The organism is Aquabacterium sp. (genome assembly GCF_044226965.1).
Lineage (GTDB): Bacteria > Pseudomonadota > Gammaproteobacteria > Burkholderiales > Burkholderiaceae_C > Pseudaquabacterium.
The window spans coordinates 1-15550 of sequence record NZ_JBGAGA010000107.1; the positions used below are offsets into that span (position 1 = coordinate 1).

At 71.4% G+C, this 15550-nt stretch carries 16 protein-coding genes and 2 pseudogenes; 14 read left to right on the top strand and 4 right to left on the bottom strand.

Features of this window, described 5'->3' with window-relative positions; genetic code table 11:
• The 7 genes and pseudogenes from ACILR4_RS27785 to ACILR4_RS27815 form a co-directional block, all read left to right on the top strand.
• Window positions 1-392 (top strand): annotated as a pseudogene (locus ACILR4_RS27785) (ABC transporter substrate-binding protein); the annotation flags it as partial.
• A 33-nt stretch (window positions 393-425) separates the two neighbouring features.
• Window positions 426-734: a nucleotidyltransferase family protein gene (locus tag ACILR4_RS27790; protein WP_395704142.1), complete on the top strand. Its 309-nt coding sequence runs from the start codon at window positions 426-428 to the stop codon at window positions 732-734.
• The gene (locus ACILR4_RS27795) at window positions 727-1080 is read left to right on the top strand and encodes a DUF86 domain-containing protein (RefSeq protein WP_395704143.1); all 354 of its coding nucleotides are present in this window, start codon (window positions 727-729) and stop codon (window positions 1078-1080) included. Before ACILR4_RS27790 ends, ACILR4_RS27795 begins: the two co-directional genes overlap by 8 nt.
• A gap of 10 nt (window positions 1081-1090) precedes the next feature.
• The gene (locus ACILR4_RS27800; protein WP_395704144.1) at window positions 1091-2101 is read left to right on the top strand and encodes an ABC transporter permease subunit; all 1011 of its coding nucleotides are present in this window, start codon (window positions 1091-1093) and stop codon (window positions 2099-2101) included.
• Complete coding sequence (locus ACILR4_RS27805; protein WP_395704145.1) at window positions 2094-3011, top strand: ABC transporter permease subunit; 918 nt, start codon at window positions 2094-2096, stop codon at window positions 3009-3011. The genes ACILR4_RS27800 and ACILR4_RS27805 overlap by 8 nt, the downstream gene beginning before the upstream one ends.
• Before the next feature lie 113 nt (window positions 3012-3124).
• Window positions 3125-4108, top strand: a complete 984-nt coding sequence (locus tag ACILR4_RS27810) for an ABC transporter ATP-binding protein (protein WP_395704146.1) — start codon at window positions 3125-3127, stop codon at window positions 4106-4108.
• Window positions 4105-5106 carry an ABC transporter ATP-binding protein gene (locus tag ACILR4_RS27815; RefSeq protein WP_395704147.1) on the top strand — a complete coding sequence of 334 codons (1002 nt, stop codon included), beginning with the start codon at window positions 4105-4107 and terminating at the stop codon, window positions 5104-5106. The genes ACILR4_RS27810 and ACILR4_RS27815 overlap by 4 nt, the downstream gene beginning before the upstream one ends.
• Here ACILR4_RS27815 and ACILR4_RS27820 read toward each other — a convergent pair.
• Complete coding sequence (locus ACILR4_RS27820) at window positions 5103-6314, bottom strand: CynX/NimT family MFS transporter (RefSeq protein ID WP_395704148.1); 1212 nt, start codon at window positions 6312-6314, stop codon at window positions 5103-5105. The two genes, ACILR4_RS27815 and ACILR4_RS27820, sit on opposite strands and share 4 nt — an antisense overlap.
• Before the next feature lie 26 nt (window positions 6315-6340).
• On the opposite strand from ACILR4_RS27820, the pseudogene ACILR4_RS27825 reads away from it, so the two are divergent.
• Window positions 6341-6904, top strand: a pseudogene (locus ACILR4_RS27825) (helix-turn-helix transcriptional regulator); the annotation flags it as partial.
• A 41-nt stretch (window positions 6905-6945) separates the two neighbouring features.
• On the opposite strand, the gene ACILR4_RS27830 reads toward ACILR4_RS27825, so the two are convergent.
• Entirely contained in the window at window positions 6946-7644 is a 699-nt protein-coding gene (locus tag ACILR4_RS27830) for an HAD family hydrolase (protein WP_395704149.1), read from the bottom strand.
• Between the two features lie 76 nt (window positions 7645-7720).
• Window positions 7721-7960, bottom strand: coding sequence for an RNA-binding S4 domain-containing protein (locus ACILR4_RS27835; protein WP_395704150.1), 240 nt, complete (start codon window positions 7958-7960; stop codon window positions 7721-7723).
• Window positions 7961-8174: 214 nt separating this feature from the next.
• Here ACILR4_RS27835 and ACILR4_RS27840 point away from each other — a divergent pair, with 214 nt between their 5' ends.
• Genes ACILR4_RS27840 through ACILR4_RS27865 form a run of 6 tightly spaced genes read left to right on the top strand, consistent with a single transcriptional unit; the run spans window position 8175 to window position 14915 of the window.
• Entirely contained in the window at window positions 8175-9086 is a 912-nt protein-coding gene (locus ACILR4_RS27840) for a BadF/BadG/BcrA/BcrD ATPase family protein (RefSeq protein WP_395704151.1), read from the top strand.
• Window positions 9087-9096: 10 nt separating this feature from the next.
• Window positions 9097-10227: an N-acetylglucosamine-6-phosphate deacetylase gene (nagA, locus tag ACILR4_RS27845; protein ID WP_395704152.1), complete on the top strand. Its 1131-nt coding sequence runs from the start codon at window positions 9097-9099 to the stop codon at window positions 10225-10227.
• Complete coding sequence (locus tag ACILR4_RS27850) at window positions 10217-11227, top strand: SIS domain-containing protein (RefSeq protein ID WP_395704157.1); 1011 nt, start codon at window positions 10217-10219, stop codon at window positions 11225-11227. Before nagA ends, ACILR4_RS27850 begins: the two co-directional genes overlap by 11 nt.
• Window positions 11227-12735 (top strand): beta-N-acetylhexosaminidase, encoded by a 1509-nt coding sequence (gene nagZ, locus ACILR4_RS27855; RefSeq protein ID WP_395704153.1) that lies wholly within the window; start codon window positions 11227-11229, stop codon window positions 12733-12735. Before ACILR4_RS27850 ends, nagZ begins: the two co-directional genes overlap by 1 nt.
• 25 nt (window positions 12736-12760) lie before the next feature.
• Window positions 12761-14062 carry an MFS transporter gene (locus ACILR4_RS27860; protein WP_395704154.1) on the top strand — a complete coding sequence of 434 codons (1302 nt, stop codon included), beginning with the start codon at window positions 12761-12763 and terminating at the stop codon, window positions 14060-14062.
• Between the two features lie 10 nt (window positions 14063-14072).
• Window positions 14073-14915 (top strand): glycoside hydrolase family 16 protein, encoded by an 843-nt coding sequence (locus ACILR4_RS27865; protein WP_395704155.1) that lies wholly within the window; start codon window positions 14073-14075, stop codon window positions 14913-14915.
• Window positions 14916-14924: 9 nt separating this feature from the next.
• Here the strand turns inward: ACILR4_RS27865 and ACILR4_RS27870 are convergent, their stop codons facing one another.
• Complete coding sequence (locus ACILR4_RS27870) at window positions 14925-15299, bottom strand: hypothetical protein (protein WP_395704156.1); 375 nt, start codon at window positions 15297-15299, stop codon at window positions 14925-14927.
• Window positions 15300-15550 lie beyond the last annotated feature (251 nt).

Sequence of the window (15550 nt, forward strand, 5' to 3'; positions counted from 1 at the left end):
ATGCCAAGCTCGTCACCTATGAATGGGGCGAGTACCGCAAGCGCATGCAGCAGGGCGAGCACATCACCGGCATGCTGGGCTGGACCGGCGACAACGGCGACCCCGACAACTTCTTCTTCCTGCGCGGCTGCGAGGCCGCCCGGCCCGGTGGCCAGAACCTGAGCAAGTGGTGCAACAAGGAATTCGACAGCCGGCTCGAGAAGGCGCGCAGCATCGCCGACATGAAGGAGCGCACCAAGCTCTACCAGGAGATGCAGGTCATCGAGCATGACGACGCGCCCGACATGAAGATCGCCCACTCGGTGGTCTACGAGGTGATGCGCAAGGAACTCACCGGCTACAAGCAGAGCCCGTTCGGATCGCATCAGTTCAACGGGGTGGAGTTGAAGTGAGCCGCGGGCAACCGCGCCACCGATAATTCAGGCGTGCCAAGTCACCCCCTCGAACCGTATCGAACGCAGATTGCCGAGCTGTGCCAACGCTATGGCGTTGCCAGCTTGGCGCTGTTCGGGTCGGCTGCGCGCGGGGATTTCAGGCCGGGAGAAAGTGACTACGACTTCCTTGTCGAACTGAACCCGGCGGCTTCCGGATCACGAGCCGAGCGCCTGCTCGGCCTGGCCGATGCGCTGGAGGCCTTGCTCGGCGCCCATGTCGATCTGGTCAACCCTCGCTACATCCGCAACCCGTACTTCGCTGCCGAAGTGGCCCGCACCCGCATCCCGGTCTATGCTTGACCGCCGCCTGAAGCTGCTGGTGGACGCCATCGGTGCAATGGACGCGGCCATGTCTTTCGTCGCCGGCAAGGACCTGCCGCACTACGAGGCCGACCTGATGCTGAGGTCAGCCGTCGAGCGGCAGCTGGAAATCCTGGGCGAAGCCTGCAGCCGCTTGGCCAAGGAGCATGCGTCCTTGTTCGACGAGATCCCGCCATCGCGGCTGGCCGTAGGACTTCGCAACCGGATCATCCACGGCTACGACGCCGTCGACGATGAAACCGTGTTCACCACGGTACGCGACGATCTCCCCGCCCTCCACGCGGCGATGAGCGCCTGGCTCGACCGGCTGCGGCCCAGCGCCTGAGCGCCGCCCCATGCTTCGCTTCCTGCTGCGCCGGCTGGCGCTGACCATCCCGACCTTCATCGCGCTGATGTTCGTCACCTTCGTGGCGATCCGGCTGGTGCCGGGCGACCCGGTGGAGGTGCGCGTCGGCGAGCGCGGCATCTCGGCCGAGCGGCTGGCGATGTTCCGCCACGAGCTGGGGCTGGACCAGCCGGTGTGGAAGCAGTTCCTCGACTACGCCTGGCAGCTGCTGCACGGCGACTTCGGCACCTCGCTGGCCACCAACCAGAAGGTGCTGACCGAGTTCGCCGCGCTGTTCCCGGCCACCATCGAGCTCTCGGTGGCCGGCATGCTGTTCGCGGTGGTCTTCGGCATCCCGGCCGGCACCATTGCCGCGGCGCGGCGCGGCACCTGGTTCGACCAGACGCTGATGGGCCTGTCGGTCACCGGCTACTCGATGCCGATCTTCTGGTGGGGCCTGCTGCTGATCATGTTCGTGGCCGAGCGCTGGGGCCTGACGCCGGTGTCCGGCCGCATCGACCTGATCAGGTTCTACTTCGAGCCGGTCACCGGCTTCATGGTCATCGATGCCTGGCTCTCGGGCCAGGCCGGCGCGGTGAAGGACGCGCTGCACCACCTGGTGCTGCCGGCCATCGTGCTCGGGACGATCCCTTTGGCCGTCATCGCCCGCATGACGCGCTCGGCGATGCTGGAGGTGTTGGGCGAGGACTACGTGCGCACCGCGCGCGCCAAGGGCCTGTCGGCCAGCCGCGTGGTCGGCCTGCATGCGCTGCGCAATGCGCTGATCCCGGTGGTCACCATCATCGGCCTGCAGGTGGGCGCGCTGATGGCCGGCGCGGTGCTCACCGAAACCATCTTCTCGTGGCCCGGCGTCGGCAAGTGGCTGATCGAGTCGATCTCGCGCCGCGACTACCCGGCGCTGCAGGGCGGCGTGATGCTGATCTCGTCGCTCGTGATCGGCGTGAACCTGCTCGTCGACCTGACCTACGGCCTGATCAACCCGCGCATCCGCCATGGCTGAGGCCACTGCTTCCCCACTGTCGTCCGCCGACCCCGCCGGCGCCGCGCCCCAGAGCCCGCTGCGCGCGTTCTGGGCCAGCTTCCGCGAGAACCGCGGCGCGGTGATCGGCCTGGCCGTGGTGCTGTTCATCGTCGCCGTCGCGATCCTGGCCGACCTGATCGCGCCGCACTCGCCCACCGAGCAGTTCCGCGACGCCGTGCGCGCCGCGCCGATGTGGGCCGAAGGCGGCAGCGCGCGCTTCGTGCTCGGCACCGACAGCCTGGGCCGCGACATGCTCTCGCGCCTGATCCACGGCGCGCGCATCTCGCTGTTCATCGGCCTGGCGGTGATGGGCGTCTCGTTCATCATCGGCGTGCTGATGGGGCTGGCCTGCGTGTCCCTCGGCAACACCGTGGACGTGGCCATCACGCGGCTGATGGACCTGATCATGGCGGTGCCCAGCCTGGTGCTGGCGATCCTGGTCGTCGCGGTGCTGGGGCCCAGCCTCACCAACACCATCGTCGCGGTCACCATCGTCTACCTGCCGCGCTATGTGCGGCTGGTGCGTGCCTCGGCCCTCACCGAGCTGGGCAAGGACTACGTCATCGCCGCGCGCGTCGCCGGCGTCGGCCCCTGGCGGCTGATGTTCATGACCGTGCTGCCCAACTGCCTGTCGCCGCTGATCGTGCAGGCCGCGCTGGGCGTGTCGGACGCCATCCTCGAGGCCGCCGCGCTCGGCTTCCTGGGCCTGGGCGCGCAGCCGCCCACTGCCGAGTGGGGCACGATGCTGGCCGATGCGCGCGAATTCATCCGCTCCAACCCCTGGCTGGTGACGCTGCCCGGCCTGGCGATCCTGGTCACCGTGGTGTCGATCAACCTGGCCGGCGACGGCCTGCGCGACGCGCTCGACCCCAAGATGAGAAGGTCATGAGCCCCCCCCCCGAAGCGCCTGCGGCACCTCCCCCCCAGGGGGGCAACGCCAGCGGCCCGGCAAAGCCGGCTCCGCGGCGTTCGCTTGGCCGGCCGACACCGGTGCCAATGCCCATGACGTCGCTGCTCGATATCCAAGGCCTGACGGTGCGCTTCGCCACCCGCGGCGGCGCGTTCACCGCGGTCGACGGCGTCGACATCCGCGTCGAGCGCGACGAGGTGCTGGCCATCGTCGGCGAATCCGGCTCGGGCAAGTCGGTCGCGATGCTGGCGATCATGGGCCTGCTGCCGTGGACCGCCACCGTCACCGCCGAGCGCCTGGCCTTCGACGGCCAGGACCTGCGGGGGCTGACGCCCAGGCAGCGCCGGCAACTGATCGGCCGCGACATCGCGATGGTGTTCCAGGAGCCGATGTCCTCGCTGAATCCCTGCTTCACCGTCGGCTACCAGATCGGCGAGGCGCTGGCCACGCACCTGAAGCTCGACCGCGCCGCGCGCAAGGCGCGGGTGATCGAACTGCTCGAACAGGTCGGCATCCCCGATGCGCCGCGCCGCGTCAGCGCCTTTCCGCACCAGCTCTCGGGCGGCATGTGCCAGCGCGTGATGATCGCGATGGCGCTGGCCTGCAAGCCGCGCCTGCTGATCGCCGACGAGCCCACCACCGCGCTGGACGTGACGATCCAGGCGCAGATCCTCGACCTGCTGCTGGGCCTGAGGAAGAGCAGCGGCATGGCGCTGGTGCTGATCACGCACGACCTCGGCGTGGTGGCCGAGACCGCCGACCGCGTGATCGTGCAGTACGCCGGCCGTCAGGTGGAAGCGTCGGCCGCGGGCGCGCTGTTCGAGGACCCGCACCACCCCTACACCGCCGCGCTGCTGGCCGCGCTGCCGGAGAAGGCGCAGGGCCGCAAGCTGGCCGCGATTCCCGGCGTGGTGCCGGGCCAGTTCGACCGCCCGCCCGGCTGCCTGTTCGCGCCGCGCTGCGCCTTCGCGCAGCCGGCCTGCGCGGTGGCGCCGAAGCCGGCGGCCGATGGCCTGGGACGCGCGCTGTGCCACACGCCGCTGGTGCAGGGCCGGGCCTTGGAGCTTGCCAGATGAGCACGCCCGTCCTGACCGCGCAGGACCTGCAGCGCCACTACAGCGTGCGCCGCGGCCTGTTCGCCGCGCCGGCCACGGTGCGCGCGCTGGCCGGGGTGTCCTTCGACGTCCACGCCGGCCGCACGCTGGCGGTGGTCGGCGAATCCGGCTGCGGCAAGAGCACGCTGGCCCGGCTGCTGACGATGATCGAGACGCCGACCGCCGGCCGGCTGCTGATCGACGGGCAGGACGTGGCCCATGCCGGCGCCGAGCAGCGCCGCAGCCTGCGCCGCGCGGTGCAGATCGTGTTCCAGAACCCGTACGGCTCGCTGAACCCGCGCCAGACCGTGGGCGCCGCGCTGATGGAGCCGCTGCTGGTCAACGGCGACGCCGACCCCGCCCACCGCGAGCAGGCCGCGCGCCGCATGATGCGCGAGGTGGGCCTGCGTGACGAGCATTTTGGCCGTTATCCCCACATGTTCTCCGGCGGCCAGCGCCAGCGCATCGCGATCGCCCGCGCGCTGATGCTCGAGCCACGCGTGCTGGTGCTGGACGAACCGGTCTCGGCGCTCGACGTCTCGATCCGCGCGCAGGTGCTGAACCTGCTGGTCGAGCTGCAGCAGCGGCTGCAGGTGGCCTACGTCTTCATCTCGCACGACCTCGGCGTGGTGCGCCACGTGGCCGACGAGGTGGCGGTGATGTACCTGGGCCGCATCGTCGAACAAGGTCCGCGGGCGCACATCTTCGACAACCCGCAGCACCCGTACACCCAGGCGCTGCTGTCGGCCACGCCGACGGTGGATGCCGCGGCGCGCCGCCAGCGCATCATCCTGCAGGGCGAGCTGCCCTCGCCGATCCGCCCACCCGGCGGCTGCCCCTTCCACACCCGCTGCCCGGAAGCCATCGAGCGCTGCCGCAGCGAGGCGCCGTCTCTGCAATCGCTGGCGGCCGAGGGCGGCCATGCGGTGGCCTGCCTGCGGCGCGAGACCGTGGCCATCGCGAACCCGGCAGCAGCCTAAGCCTCGGCCGCCCGCGACGCCCCCTGCTGCCGCTGCGTCAGGCGCAGCGCCTGCACGAACAGCCACGCGCTGGGCACCGACACCGCCACGCCGCACCAGGCGGCGGCCGGCCAGCCGAAGCGGTCGACGAACCAGGCCATCACCGGCGGGCCCAGCAGCGAGCCGCTGGCGCCGAACTGCGAGAACACGCCGTTGGCGCGCACCATGCGCTGCAGGCTGCCGGCGGCCTGTGGCAGCAGCGCGAAGGCCAGGCTCGGATAGATGCCCGACACCGCGTTCAGCAGCACCGCGAGACCGGCCACCCACAGCGCCCGCGGCGACTCGACGAACACCGCCGGCAGCAAGGCCGCCGGCAGGGCCAGCGCCAGCAGCGCCGGCACCGCGAAATGCCCGCCGCGCCGCAGCCACCAGGCCGCGCCGAGGCTGCCGAAGATGGTTGCCATCGAGGCCAGCGCAGTCCAGCGGCCGGCATCGGCCACTGGCATGCCGGCGCGCGATGTCAGGAAGCTCGGCAGCAGGCCGAGCAGGCCGACTTCGAACAGCGCATAACACCCGAAAGACGCGGCCAGGCACCAGGCCGCCCGGCCCGCACCGTAGCGCACGGCGGCCGTGCCGGCAGGCGGCCCCGAGGGCCCGGCCGCGAGCGCCCCCGGGCGGCGCAGCTGCCAGCCCAGTGCCAGTGCCGCGGCCAGCGCCAGCCCGCCGCCGGCGGCCATGGCCCAGCGCCAGTTCGACAGTGCCGCCACGCCGGCCCAGGCCCAGGCGCCGACCGCCAGCCCCACCGGCACGAAGGTGCTCCACAGTGCCAGCGCCAGGCTGGTGTGGCCGCCGGGCGTCGCGCGCATCACGATCAGCACCGGCGCGGTGACGATGATCGCCAGGTAGCCGGCTGCCTCCATCAGCCGCCAGCCCAGCAGCGTGAACGCGCTGCCCGCCGCGCCAATGCCCAGCCCCGCCGCCGCCAGGCAAAACACGCCGCCGAGCAGCGTGCGGCGCAACCCCAGTTTCGCGGCCAGCACGCCGGCCACGACGCCCAGCGTGGCACCGCCCGCTTCGAGCAGCGAGATCGCTGCCGCCGCGGTGGTCAGCGGCAGCTGCAGCTCGGCAGCGATCAGCGGCGCCAACGCCGACATCTTGCCCAGCTGGGCTGCTGCCAGCAGGCCGATCAGGTAGTAGCCGACAATCGCCGGCCAGGGCGTGGACTTCATCGCGCCGCCCCAGCCCGCGCAAACCGATGGACACCGCTGTTCGCATCCACTGCGGCGACGCCCGCCAGCTCGGCCGATCGCTGCAACGCTGGCGCGCGCTCCGCCGCGTCAAGCAGTCGCATGCCGGCGAGTTGCTGGGCGTGTCGCAGGCCACCATCTCGCGCTGGGAGCAGGGCCGGCTGGCACCCGACCCCGACGAACAGATGCGCCTGCGGGCGCTGATGGGCGCGCGGCTGGACAGCGCGGCCGACCGAGAGCTGGCGCGGCTGGTCAACCAGTCCAGCGCCGCTGTGCACCTGGTGTGCGACCTGACGCACCGGCTGCTGGCGCTGTCGCCCGACCGGGAGCGCCAGTGCAGCGTGCCGCGTAGCGAACTGGTCGGCCAGTCGCTGTGGCCCTATGCCAGCCCCGAGATCGTCGCAGCCGAAGGCCAGCTGGCGGGCTGGGGCTGGTACGAGCCGGCGCCCCCGGCGCTGGAAATCATCACCGGCCCGAACGCGTTCCGCGAGATCAGCATCATCCCCAGCCGCTTCCGCTGGGTGCGCTTCCAGCTCTCGGACGGCAGCTTCGCGCGGCTGGTGGAGACGCTCGAGCCGCTGCCCTGGCGCCCGCTGCGCAGCGCAGGGGTGCATCACGCCCAGTTGTCGAGCCAGGGCACGACCTCGCCGAGCGCGTCGAACTGACGGAAGCGCGGATGCGCGCGCGGCGCCTCGGCCGCCTCGTGCGCCCACACCAGCGGGTACGGGATCAGCACCGCATGGCTGCCCGCCTCCAGCGCCGGCAGGATGTCCGATCGCACCGAGTTGCCGATCATCATCGACCGCTCCGGATCGGCGTTATGACGGCGGAAAACGCGGCGGTAGGTGTCCGCATGCTTCTCGCTGACGATCTCGACGCCCGAGAACAGCTCGCCCAGGCCCGAGGCCGCGAGCTTGGATTCCTGGTGGAACAGGTCGCCCTTGGTCACCAGCACCAGCGGCGCGCGCTGCGCCAGCGCCTGCAGCGCGTCGCGCACGCCGGGCAGCGGCTGGATCGGGTGGGTCATCAGCTCGCGGCCGGCGGCCATGATCTCGGCCAGCACCGTGGCGGGCACGCTGCCGGCGCTGAGTTCGATCGCCGTTTCCAGCATCGACAGCATGAAGCCCTTGGCACCGTAGCCGAAGACCTTCAGGTTGCGCTGCTCCACCGCGGCCAGCTGCGCCTCGACGCGCGCGGCCTCTGCATACGGCGCCAGCAGCGTGTGGAAGCGCTGCTGCGTCATGCGGAACAGCGTCTCGTTGTGCCAGAGCGTGTCGTCCGCATCCAGCGCGATCAGGGTGGGCCGGGTCATGGTGTGCTTGTCCGCAGGGCTTGTCGCATTCGGCCCGGGAGCTTAAGCCGCTGCCGGCGTGATGCCGCGGAATGTTTTATTCAGCCACCGCGTCCAGCGGCGGCGGCAGCAGCTTGATGCGCACGCCAGTCAGGCTCACCACCTGGCCGGCGCGCAGCTTGGCGGTCTTGCGCAGCTCGTCCTGACCGTCCACCTGCACGCGGCCCTCGGCCACCAGGGTCTTGGCCTGGCCGCCGCTGCCGGCCACGCCGGTGGCCTTGAGCAGGCGGTCCAGCGTGATGAACTCGCCGCGCAACGGGAACTCGATGATCTGCATGGGAAGATGGCCAGTGGCTGTCCGGGGCTGGCATTGTGCGCCGCCTGTCCTCACAAACTGGTATTACCGATGGTTTCACGACGAGACTGCGCCAGCCGGCTCCGGAGGCCTCTCGACCGGCACCGCACCCGGGTTTTCTTGGATCGCGCCCGGCCGCCTGGCGATTGACGATCCGGTTCTATGTGGTACTATATTGGTACTATTCGACTGAGCCATGCCGGACCCCACCCCAGCCACCACCCCCTGGCGCTTCTTCATCGGCATCGATGGCGGCGGCAGCGGCACGCGGGCGCGTGTCGTCGACGTGGACGGGCGGGTGATCGGCGCGGGCGAGGCGGGGCCGTCGGCGCTGGGCCAGGGCATCGAGCAGGCCTGGGCGCATGTGCAGCTGGCCATTGCACGCGCCTTCGCGACGGCCGGCGTGCCGCAGCCGCCGCTGGCCGATTGCGCGCTCGGCCTGGGCCTGGCCGGCGCCCATTCGCCGGCGCGGCGTGACGCCTTCCGGGTCCAGGCCCCGGCCTGCGGTCTGCTGGCGCTGGACACCGATGGCGGCACCGCGCTGCGCGGCGCGCATGGCGGCGCGCCTGGCGTGGTGGTGGCCGCAGGCACCGGCAGCGTCGGCGAGGCGCTGCGCCGCAACGGCCTGCGCATCACCGTCGGTGGCTGGGGCTTCGGCATCGGCGACGAAGGCTCGGGCGCCTGGCTCGGCCAGGCCGCGATGCGCCTGGCCCACCGGGCACTCGATGGCCGCATCCCCGCCGGCGCGCTGGCCCGCGCGGTATGGCGCACGGCCGGCGGCCAACGCGACGCGCTGATCGACTGGTGCGCCGCGGCCGGCCAGCACGGCTATGCCCGCCTGGCGCCGCTGGTGTTCGACAACGCCGATGCCGACCAGGCTGCGCGCCGCCTGCTGAACGAGGCCGCCGCCGCGCTGGTCGAGATGGCCCGCGCGCTCGACCCGGAAGCCGAGCTGCCGCTCGTTTTGGCCGGTAGCATCGCGCAGCGCCTGAAGCCCTGGCTGCCGGCCGAACTGCTGGCGCGCTGCGTCGCGCCGCAAGGCGATGCGATCGATGGCGCGCTGCTGCTGGCGCGTCTTCCGGCAACCGCGACCTGCCCCGATTCCTGATGCCCTGCTGATGCCCACATCCCGCCTGGAAGGCCACATCCTCACGCCCCGCGGCTTCGTGCGCGGCGAACTCGCCGTGCGCGAAGGCCGCATCGAGGCCGTGCTGGGTGAACCGCGCACCGAGTACGCGGTGCGCAGCGAAGGGCTGCCGATCGTGCTGCCCGGTTTCATCGACCTGCACGTGCACGGCGGCGGTGGCGCCGACACGATGGAAGGCGGTGCCGCGGTCGAGCGCATCGCGCAGCTGCACGTGCAGCACGGCACCACCTCGCTGCTGGCGACGACGATGACCGCGCCGCATGCCGAGCTGGTGAGTGCGATATCGGCGATGGGCGCGGTCTGCCGCCAGCGCGGCAGCGGCGCGGCGCGCGTGCTGGGCGTGCACCTGGAAGGCCCGTACATCAACCCCGGCAAGCTCGGCGCGCAGCCCGACTTCGTGCGCAGCGGCTCGCTGGCCGAACTTCAGCAGCTGCATGCGCTGGCGCCGATCCGCCTGATCACCCTGGCACCCGAACTGCCCGGCAACCTCGCCCTGATCGAACCGCTGATCGCCGCCGGCTTCCGCGTGCAGCTGGGCCACAGCCTGGCCAGCTACGAAGACGGCGTGGCCGCGCTGGACCGCGGCGCCACGGGCTTCACGCACCTGTTCAACGCGATGAGCGGGCTGCACCACCGTACGCCCGGCCTGGTGGGCGCGGCGCTGGCGCATGCGCGCTATGCCGAGATCATTCCGGACCTGCTGCACGTGCACCCGGGCGCCATCCGCGCCGCACTGCGCGCGATCCCGTGCCTGTACTGCGTCACCGATTCCACCGCCGCCGCCGGCATGCCAGACGGCCAGTACAAGCTGGGCAGCCTGACCGTCACCAAATGCCTGGGCGGCGTGCGGCTGGAAGACGGCACGCTGGCCGGCAGCACGCTGACGATGGACCAGGCGCTGCGCAACCTGGTCGGCCTGGGCCTCGAGATCGAGGAAGCCTCGCGCCGCACCGCCACCCATGCCGCCGACTTCCTGGGCCTGCACGACCGCGGCCGCCTGGAGCGCGGCGCCTGGGCCGACCTGGTGGTGCTGGACAGCGCCCTGCAACTGCAACGTGTATTCGTCGAAGGAGAAGAGATTGAGCTCGCGCATGCTGGCTGAGGCGCGTGAAGCGCCGTCGGCCGTGGCCCGGATGCTGGCGGCCGACCGCGACACCTATGCCGCGCTGGGCGCCGCGCTGCGCGCCGAGCCGCCGAACGCGGTGCTGACGGTGGCGCGCGGCAGCTCCGACCATGCCGCTCACTTCATGGCTTATCTAGTGATGGCGCGACTGGGCCGGCTGGTCACCTCGCTGCCCATGTCGCTGGTCACGCTGTACTCGTCGCGGCTGCAGTGCGAAGGTCTGCTGTCGCTGGGCTTCTCGCAGTCGGGCCAGAGCCCGGACCTGGTGGCGCCGCAGCGCTTCTTCCGCGCCGGCGGCGCGCGCACGGTGGCGGTGGTCAACGATGCCGCGTCGCCACTGGCCGAGGCCGCGCAGTGGCTGCTACCGCTGCATGCCGGCGCCGAGACCAGCGTGGCCGCCACCAAGAGCTACATCGCGCAGCTGGTGGCTGGCGCCCGCTTCGTCGCGCAATGGCAGGGCGACGCGGTGCTGAGCCGCGCGCTCGAGGTGCTGCCCGAGGCGCTGGACCGCGCCGCCTGGACCGACTGGCAGCCGATGACCGAGGTGCTGGCCGGGGCCGACAAGCTGTTCGTCATCAGCCGCGGCCTGAGCCTGGCCATCGCGATGGAAGCGGCGCTGAAGTTCAAGGAAGTCTGCGGCATCCAGGCCGAAGCCTTCTCGGGCGCCGAGGTCCAGCACGGCCCGATGGCGCTGATCGACGAAGGCTTCCCGCTGCTGGTGTTCGCGCCGCGCGGCCCGGCCCAGGCCGGCCTGCTGGCGCTGGCCGACGCGATGCGCCATCGCGGCGCCCGCGTGCTGCTGGCCGCGCCCGCCGGCACGCCGGGTGCCGAGCTACCGCTGGCCACCACCGGCAGCGAAGACCTCGACGCGATCGCCGCGATCCAGAGCTTCTACCCGGCCGTCGAGGCGCTCGCGCACGCGCGCGGGCTCGATCCCGACGCCCCGAAGCACCTGAGCAAGGTGACCAAGACCCATTGATGGCGATGAGCGCCTCGAACTTTCATCCCGGCCATCTGGTGATGGTCGACATCCCGGGCAAGGCACTTTCGGCGCAGACGGCCGACTTCCTGCGCCGCCACCAGATCCGCGCGGTGTGCCTGTTCCGCAAGAACCTCGGCACCGAGGCGGAGGTGCGCCAGCTGGTCGCCGACCTGCGCGAGGTGCTGGGCCCGCACGCGCTGATCGGCATCGACCAGGAAGGCGGCTCGGTGGTGCGCGCCACCTTCCTGCCGCAGGCGCCAGCGGCGATGGCGCTGGGCGCGATCGGCGATGAAGCCCTGGCCGAGCAGGTGGGCGCGGCCGTCTCGCGCGGGCTGCGCTCGCTGGGCATCAACTGGAACTTCGCGCCGGTGCTGGACATCAACAACAACCCGGCCAATCCGGTGATCGCCGAGCGCAGCTTCGGCGCCGATGCCGGCACCGTCACCCGCCTGGCCGGCGCCTGGCTGCGCGGCGCGCTGAGCGAAGGCGTGGCCTGCTGCGCCAAGCACTTCCCAGGCCATGGCGACACGCATGTCGACTCGCACCACGCGCTGCCGACCGTGGACAAGTCGCTGGCCGAACTCGAGGCGCTGGAATTGAAGCCCTTCCGCGCGCTGGCCCACGGGCCCGATGCGGCGCCGGCGATGATGACCGCGCACATCGTCTACCCGCAGATCGACGCGGCCCATCCGGCCACCCTGTCGCGCCCGATCCTCACCGGCGTTCTGCGCGAGGCGATCGGCTACGACGGCGTCGTGATCACCGACGCGCTGTTCATGAAGGCGGTGCACGAGCGCTATGGCCATGCGCGCGCCGCGGTGCTGGCGCTGCAGGCCGGGGCCGACCTGCCGCTGGCCCAGGGCAGCGAGGCCGAGCAATCGGCGGCGGTGCAGGCCATCGAGCAGGCGCTGCGCGAAGGCGAGCTGCTGCCGGCGCAGGTGCTGCGCGCGCGGGCGCGGCTCGAGGCGCTGGCCCGGCGCTTTCCCGCCCTGCCGAGCGACTATGCCGCCGAGCAGCGCGCTGCCGACGAGGCCCTGATGGCCGCCGCCTGGTCACGCGGCCTCACCGCGCTGGGCGAGGCCCTGCCGCCGCCGGCCGGTGCCCGGCTGCGGGTGCTGACGCAGGCCAGCGTGGCGAGCGACGGCGTGTCGGAGGCCGGCGCCTCGGCCGAGCAGCTGGCCCCGCTGTTCGCCGGCTTCGCCGATGTGCAGTGGCTGCGGCTGCCAGACCTGCGCCAGGCCACGCCGGACCTGCTGCCGCGCGATGGCCGCATCAATATCCTGTTGTCCAACCACCGGGGTCGCTACCCTGGCAGCGCCGCTGCGCTGCGCCCCGACCTGCACCTGGTGATCTGGAACCCGTTCCAGGCCGCGGACATCGCCGCGCCGGCACTGCTCACCTGGGGCTACGCCGACGGCGCGCTGGCCGCGCTGCGCGCCTGGCTCGAAGGTCGCACGCCGGCCAGCGCACAGGCGCCGGTCCCCCTGGCGCCGCGCAGCGCCTGACCCCACCGCCGCAAGACGACCGACGATGACCGCACCCGCCCCTGCCCGCTCGCCGATCCGCTGGGTGCCCAGCCTGTACTTCGTGCAGGGCCTGCAGTTCTTCGTGGTGATGCTCATCGCCGGCCTGATGTTCAAGAACATGGGCACGCCCAACGACCAGATCGCGCGCTGGACCGGCGTGCTCGGCCTGGCCTGGGCCTTCAAGCCGCTCTGGAGCCCCTTCCTCGAACTGGCGCCGAGCAAGAAGAGCATCGTCGTGCTGTGCCAGTTCACCGGCGCGATCGGGCTGGCGCTGATGGCGCTGGCGATCCAGCTGCCGATGTTCTTCGCCGCCTGCATCGCGGTGCTGTTCCTGCTGGCCTATGCCTCGGCCACGCACGACATCGCCTGCGACGGGCTGTACATGGCCAGCCTCAGCGCGAAGCTGCAGGCGGCCTATGCCGGCTGGCAGGGCGCGTTCTTCAATGCCTCGAAGTTCCTCACGCTCGGCGGCCTGCTGGTGCTGGCGGGGCACCTCGAAAGACAGTTCGGCGTGCACAACGCCTGGAGCACGATCTTCGCGCTGCTGGCGCTGCTGCTGGCCGCGCTGGCCGCGTACAACGCCTGGGCGCTGCCGCGTGCCGCGCGTGAACAGTCGCACGACCTGCACGCCGCCGCGGTGCTGCGCACGCTGGGCGAGGTCATCGCCGACTTCCTGCGCAAGCCGGGCATCTGGCTGGCCATCCTGTTCATCGTGCTGTTCCGGCTGGCCGAGGGCCAGGTGCAGACCATCGGCCCGCTGTTCCTGATCGAGCCGCGCGACAAGGGCGGCCTGGGCCTGAGCACCGAGCAGGTCGGCGGCATCTACGGCACCGCCGGCACCGCGGCCTTCCTGGTCGGCAGCATCCTCGGCGGCTACTTCACCGCCTGGCTGGGCCTGAAGCGCGCGATGCCGATCCTGATCGTCGCGATGGCGGTGCCCAACATCGTCTTCTACTACCTGAGCCTCACGCTGCCCACCAGCCTGCTGCACACCGGCGTGGCGGTGAGCATCGAGATGTTCGGCTATGGCTTCGGCTTCGTCGGCATGATCCTGTACCTGATGCAGGCGGTGGCGCCCGGCCACTTCCAGACCGCGCACTACGCGCTGGGCTCGGGCGTGATGCAGTTGGGCTTCATCCTCGCGAAGACCATCAGCGGCGACATCCAGATCGCCCTCGGCTACGAGAAGTTCTTCCTGTGGACGATTGCCTGCGGCGTGCCGGCGCTGCTGCTGCAGTTCTTCGTGCGCATGCCCGGCGCCGCGCCGGCGGCTGCCGCCACGGCCACCGAACACCAGCCCGCCTGATGCCGCGCTGATGCCGCTGTTCTTCTTCGACGACTTCAGCTACGCCACGCTGCCGCAGCTGGCGCAGAGCGGCTGGCAGCTGCGCGAGGCCGCCGGCCACCCCGGCGTGCCCGGCGGGGCCTGGCGGCCCGAGGCCTTCACGCTGCACGACGACCCGCAGCGCCCCGGCAACAAGCTGCTGCGCATGACGGCCCGCACCGACGGCACGCCGGCCGGCACCGTGCAGGCGCAGATCTGCCAGCAGCGCAAGTTCCTGTACGGCACCTACGCGGCCCGTGTGCGCTTCACCGATGCGCCAGTGCAAGGCCTCGACGGCGATCCGGTGATCCAGACCTTCTACGCGGTGAGTCCGCTGCAGCACGCCTTCGACCCGCAGTTCAGCGAGGTCGACTGGGAATACCTGCCGAATGGCGGCTGGGGCAGCGAGAAGACGCGGCTGTACGGCATCTCGTGGCAGACGGTGCAGGTGGAACCCTGGGAATCGCACAACAGCGCCCACGAGGAATTCCGCGCGCTCGACGGCTGGCATGTGCTGCTGATGCAGGTGGAGCCCGGCCAGGTGCGCATGTTTGTCGACGGGAAACCTGTGGCGCGCCACGCCGGGCGCAACGTGCCAGTGGTGCCGATGTCGATCAACTTCAACCTGTGGTTCTCGCCCGGTGGGCTGCTGCCGCCGAGCGCCGAGCCGCGTGTCTACCAGCAGGACGTGGACTGGGTGTTCCACGCCCGCGAAGCAAGGCTCCGCCCGGCGCAGGTGGCCGCTCAGGTTGCGCGTTGGCGACGCGCCGGCACGGCGCACCTGGACACGGTGCCGGCGCCGCAACCGGCGCTGGAAAGTCGCTGCGACTTCTAGCGCCGGAGTTCAGCGGCCGCGACCGTAGTGGTGGTCGTAGCGGTTCGGCACGCCATCGCCATCACGGTCCCAGCGCGGGTTGTAGACACGGTCGTAGCGGTTCGGAATGCCGTCGCCATCGGCGTCCCAGCGGGTCGGATGCTGGTAGTAGTGCGCGCGGTGGTACGGCGCGTACACCGGCTGCGGCACATACACCGGTTGCGCGCCGTACACCGGCTGCGGCACGACGACCGGCTCGGCCACCACCACGGGGCGCGGCAGCACCACGGCCGGCACCGGCAGGCCGATGCTCACCGACCATTGCACGCCATGTGCCTGCGAAGCACCGGCGGCGGCCAGGCCGGCGAGGGTCAGCGCGGCCATCACGAGTTGCTTGCGGTTCATCTGTCATCTCCTGGGCGATCTGCGCGGCGGGTATCGCTGCGCCATGGCCAGACAACGGGTGCCGCGAAGCCGCCGTTCACCGGCGCAGGTCAAGCCCAGGTAAAGACAATCGTCTACCCGCGCAATGCGGGCAAATGTGGCAACAGACTGCAGCCGCTGTCAGCCGGCCGCGCGGGGCGTGCGTTGAGCCCGCCTGCCGGATCGCGCTGGCTCAGATCGCGTTCAGCTCGGCGACGAAATCGTAGGTGTCG

Coding starts and splice junctions, on each gene's coding strand:
- ACILR4_RS27795 (WP_395704143.1), top strand. CDS start 727: ATGCTTGACCGCCGCCTGAAGCTGCTGGTGGACGCCATCGGTGCAATG.
- ACILR4_RS27800 (WP_395704144.1), top strand. CDS start 1,091: ATGCTTCGCTTCCTGCTGCGCCGGCTGGCGCTGACCATCCCGACCTTC.
- ACILR4_RS27805 (WP_395704145.1), top strand. CDS start 2,094: ATGGCTGAGGCCACTGCTTCCCCACTGTCGTCCGCCGACCCCGCCGGC.
- ACILR4_RS27810 (WP_395704146.1), top strand. CDS start 3,125: ATGACGTCGCTGCTCGATATCCAAGGCCTGACGGTGCGCTTCGCCACC.
- ACILR4_RS27815 (WP_395704147.1), top strand. CDS start 4,105: ATGAGCACGCCCGTCCTGACCGCGCAGGACCTGCAGCGCCACTACAGC.
- ACILR4_RS27820 (WP_395704148.1), bottom strand. CDS start 6,314: ATGAAGTCCACGCCCTGGCCGGCGATTGTCGGCTACTACCTGATCGGC.
- ACILR4_RS27830 (WP_395704149.1), bottom strand. CDS start 7,644: ATGACCCGGCCCACCCTGATCGCGCTGGATGCGGACGACACGCTCTGG.
- ACILR4_RS27835 (WP_395704150.1), bottom strand. CDS start 7,960: ATGCAGATCATCGAGTTCCCGTTGCGCGGCGAGTTCATCACGCTGGAC.
- ACILR4_RS27840 (WP_395704151.1), top strand. CDS start 8,175: ATGCCGGACCCCACCCCAGCCACCACCCCCTGGCGCTTCTTCATCGGC.
- nagA (WP_395704152.1), top strand. CDS start 9,097: ATGCCCACATCCCGCCTGGAAGGCCACATCCTCACGCCCCGCGGCTTC.
- ACILR4_RS27850 (WP_395704157.1), top strand. CDS start 10,217: ATGCTGGCTGAGGCGCGTGAAGCGCCGTCGGCCGTGGCCCGGATGCTG.
- nagZ (WP_395704153.1), top strand. CDS start 11,227: ATGGCGATGAGCGCCTCGAACTTTCATCCCGGCCATCTGGTGATGGTC.
- ACILR4_RS27860 (WP_395704154.1), top strand. CDS start 12,761: ATGACCGCACCCGCCCCTGCCCGCTCGCCGATCCGCTGGGTGCCCAGC.
- ACILR4_RS27865 (WP_395704155.1), top strand. CDS start 14,073: ATGCCGCTGTTCTTCTTCGACGACTTCAGCTACGCCACGCTGCCGCAG.
- ACILR4_RS27870 (WP_395704156.1), bottom strand. CDS start 15,299: ATGAACCGCAAGCAACTCGTGATGGCCGCGCTGACCCTCGCCGGCCTG.